This is a genomic window from Mucilaginibacter sp. P4_G9 (assembly GCF_056400985.1).
The window spans coordinates 1-3,768 of record NZ_JBFUKF010000463.1; the positions used below are offsets into that span (position 1 = coordinate 1).

Annotated in this window: 5 protein-coding genes and 1 tRNA gene; 5 read left to right on the top strand and 1 reads right to left on the bottom strand. The window is 38.0% G+C overall.

Annotated elements, in window-relative coordinates:
• Window positions 1–272: 272 nt before the first annotated feature.
• From hscB to AC1DPZ_RS23775, 5 genes are all read left to right on the top strand, one after another.
• A complete protein-coding gene (gene hscB / locus AC1DPZ_RS23755; RefSeq protein WP_477408132.1) occupies window positions 273–797 on the top strand; it encodes a Fe-S protein assembly co-chaperone HscB in 525 nt (174 codons plus the stop codon).
• 28 nt (window positions 798–825) lie between these two features.
• Window positions 826–905, top strand: a tRNA-Leu gene (locus AC1DPZ_RS23760).
• A 320-nt stretch (window positions 906–1,225) separates the two neighbouring features.
• Complete coding sequence (locus AC1DPZ_RS23765) at window positions 1,226–1,807, top strand: Crp/Fnr family transcriptional regulator (protein ID WP_477408134.1); 582 nt, start codon at window positions 1,226–1,228, stop codon at window positions 1,805–1,807.
• An 82-nt stretch (window positions 1,808–1,889) separates the two neighbouring features.
• Entirely contained in the window at window positions 1,890–2,780 is an 891-nt protein-coding gene (locus tag AC1DPZ_RS23770) for an MBL fold metallo-hydrolase (protein WP_477408136.1), read from the top strand.
• 67 nt (window positions 2,781–2,847) lie between these two features.
• Entirely contained in the window at window positions 2,848–3,237 is a 390-nt protein-coding gene (locus tag AC1DPZ_RS23775) for a nuclear transport factor 2 family protein (protein WP_477408138.1), read from the top strand.
• A 157-nt stretch (window positions 3,238–3,394) separates the two neighbouring features.
• Here AC1DPZ_RS23775 and AC1DPZ_RS23780 read toward each other — a convergent pair.
• On the bottom strand, window positions 3,395–3,768 hold a 374-nt coding region (locus AC1DPZ_RS23780), incomplete at its 5' end, for a hypothetical protein (protein WP_477408140.1).

Genomic DNA, 3,768 nt, shown 5'->3' on the forward strand with positions numbered 1-3,768 from the left:
CAACCAAATTACCCAATGAGCCACCGATGATTGATTTAATGCGGCCTCCTGTTGTTTTAGGAAGTGATATGGCAGGTTGAGGTGATATCGTAGAATAATTAGTCATAATTTAGATATAATATGATCAAAGCATAAATGTAAGAGATAATTTTAATTTACGATGATTCATAAGGGTTAGGATTCTGTCAAGGATTTCTTGAGTTTTACTGCACTGGTGCCGTTCTAATCGCTAAGAATTCGTAAAATCGGATAATATTCGTGAAATTCGTGCTATGAATTATTTTGAGTTTTATGGCATCCCCGAATCTTTCAATATTGAACCGGTTATGCTTAAAAAGAAGTTTTATGAGCTAAGTAAACTTTATCATCCCGATTTTTATGCTGGYGAAGATGAGATAAAACAACAGGAAATACTGGAACTATCGACCTTAAATAATAAAGCTTTCCATGTTTTAAACGACCCGGCACGCCGAATGGAATACATTTTAAAGCTGCATGATCTGGTATCTGAGGGTGCAAAACCGCAATTGCCGGCAGATTTTTTAATGGAAATGATGGATATTAACGAGCGGCTAATGGAAGTTGACGACTCGGGAGAATTGGGATCTATAACAGCAGAAGTGCTTGCTATTGAGGGAGATATTAATGAAAAGTTATCTGGTTTAACGGCCGGTTATACCAAACTCGACCATAGCGCACAGGAAGAACGCCGCATAAAAATTGCTGATATTTATTATAGACAAAAATATCTGTTGCGAATTAAAGAGAGTTTAGATACATTTGCAGCCCGCCTGTAAGAAATCATTGATCATTACAGCATAGTATGCCCAGCTGGCGGAATTGGTAGACGCGCTGGTCTCAAACACCTGTGGGAAACCGTGCCGGTTCGACTCCGGCGCTGGGTACAGGAAAAGTTAGGTAGCACCCAACTTTACTGGAATAAAAAAAACCCTCTTTACGGTTAAGTAGAGAGGGTTTTTTAGTTTAATTTTGCATAGTTCGGGACTGAGGTTGATTTTGACGTAATTTCAGATAACCCAAATAAGAAACAACCACAGCCAATAAAATAAAGTGTGTACCATACTTATCTATTCCATTTAGGTAAGCAATTAATGCTCTGCTCACTCAGTGCTAATCATTAACTTGCGGGAACAAATAGGATATTTCTCAATATAGCATTTATTTATATACATCCAGATCTTTAAAGTTTACCTGATTATTTACAATGTACCAATTGCTACGGGAAAATATTGAACAACATGTCCATCTAACTGAGGCAGAACTTTCCAGCTTTACGGAGCTGTTTGAATTGAAGAAAGTCAGCAAAAAACAAATGCTTTTAAGCGCGGGCGAAGTCTGCTGGTTTGAGGGCTTTGTTACCAAAGGCATATTCCGGGTGTATCATATTGACAAAAACGCAGCAGAGCAGATTGTTTATTTTGCCATAGAAAACTGGTGGATTACGGATATTGACAGCTTCAATAATGAAAGACCGTCACAGCTTTTTATTGAAGCAATTGAGGATAGTGAGGTACTTTTAATTTTAAAAAAAGACAAGGAATTTGCCTATGCTAATTTACCCAAAATAGAAAAGTTATTCCGGATTATGACCCAAAAAACCCACGTTGCTCTACAAAGAAGAATGATAGATAATTTAGGTAAAACCGCTGATCAACGCTATGCTGACTTTATAGAAAGATATCCCCTCCTCTATCAACGACTTTCTAATCTTCAGATAGCAGCTTACCTGGGCATCAGTCACGAATTTTTGAGTAAGATAAGAAATAAAATTGCCCGTAAAAGATAGGCTGAACTTCATTTATTGAACTTGTTCAACTTTTTTAGGTATTTAATGACCGCATCTTTGCATCGTCATTAAATACAAAAAAATGAAACCAGTTATTTCAGCAACTTTTTTAATCATCTTAAACTTATTCAAAATGGACGTACAGGCACAAAGTTTCAAAACTATTGAAGCAAGCAATCTAAAACTACAAGTTTACAACGCATCAGAAAATAGTTTTGGTGTAGCTTCGGTTATCATATCAGGAAAAACAGATGCGGTACTGATCGACGCTCAATTTACCCTGGCAGACGCTGAAAAGGTAGCTCAGGAAATCAAAAATTCAGGTAAAAAATTAACTGCTATTTATGTTTCTTATGGCGACCCTGATTTTTATTTCGGATTGGAAGTATTCAAAAAATATTTCCCTGAAGTTACAGCTTATGCTTCACCAGCAACAGTAGAGCACATTAAAGCAACGGCTCAAAAGAAATTAGATGTTTGGGGCGGGCAATTGGGTAATAAAGTTACTTCAAACGTTGTTTTACCGCAGGTTCTAAAAGGAAACAGCATTGACCTGGAAGGCCAGAAATTAGAGATCATTGGTTTAGAAGAATTTCCGGCTAAAACTTTTGTCTGGATACCTTCCATCAAAGCCGTGATTGGTGGTATCAATGTATTTGGAACCACTTTTCATCTTTGGATGGCTGATGCACAAACAGCGGAAGCCCGTAAAGAATGGATCAGCGTTTTAGATAAAATTGAGGCGTTGCAGCCAACAATTGTAGTTCCGGCTCACGCCAAATCTGAAAGCGCATTCGATCTTAGCGCTGTAAAGCATACAAAAAATTATATCCAATTCTATGAAGAGGTTTTGAAAACCAACAAAACATCGGCCGCCTTGATAGCCACTTTAAAAGCAAAATATCCTGCGCTTACTTTTGACATCGCCTTGCAAATAGGTGCAAAAGTAAATACAGGCGAAATGAAATGGTAAAATTATGAGCCCTTTTCAGCCTGGCAATGTTTATCGCGTTGTCAGGTTATTCTTTTAAAAAAACAAAATGACAAATTTAGAGATAGTAAGGAGCACATACGAGGGGAAAACTTCTGAAGAAAACGGAAAAAACCTGGCAAAATATGTGGCAGAAAGCGTCACCTGGACCGAAGCTAAGGGCTTTCCCTATGCCGGTACTTATATTGGTTTAGAAGAAGTTATCAGAAATGTATTTTATCGCTTAGGCAGCGAATGGATAGATTATAAATTTACACCTGAAGACTATGTCGCCGGCGACGATAAGGTGGTTGCCTATGGCACTTACTCGGGTAGCAACAAAGCCACTGGGAAGAATTTTGAGGCGAGGGTAGCACACGTTTGGAAATTGAAAGCCGGGAAGATTACCAGCTTTGAKCAATTTGTTGATAGCCAGCCTGTAAATAATTCCATGAAGTAATAAGCGTATGCGCTGCTTTAATTGCTTTGTGTACCTGATAAATTGAATGCCATATTTAATTGGGAAGCTGGTTTAAAATCGACTTCCCAATTTCAACTTATATCGAACTGATATCCCCAAAGCAAATGCCGGTTACCCGTAAGTGAATAGTTCATGGTTAGTTTTTGACTACTGCCTCTGGCTTAGTACCGGTTTTTATTTCCTCTTTCACAGGATCTGCTGGTTTGGTATCCTTAAGAACTGTCCCGACATCTCCTGATTTTGGTTTCAGTGAGTTAACCTCTAAAGTTAATGCTTCATTTTTACTTGTCCATTCTTTTTGCTGAGCCTGTAATCCATTAATATCCGTAGTCAATTGTGTTATTTTAGCTGTCTGGCCTTCAATGGTTATATTCCTTGCAATAAGCATCTCTTTTAAACTGTCTGCCTTATTTTCAAGCCGTTTGATTACTTCATTATGGGCATCTGTTGCGCCTTCCAGCCTTGCTAATTTTACTTGTAACTGAACCAAACTTTCATTCTTGAGGACCA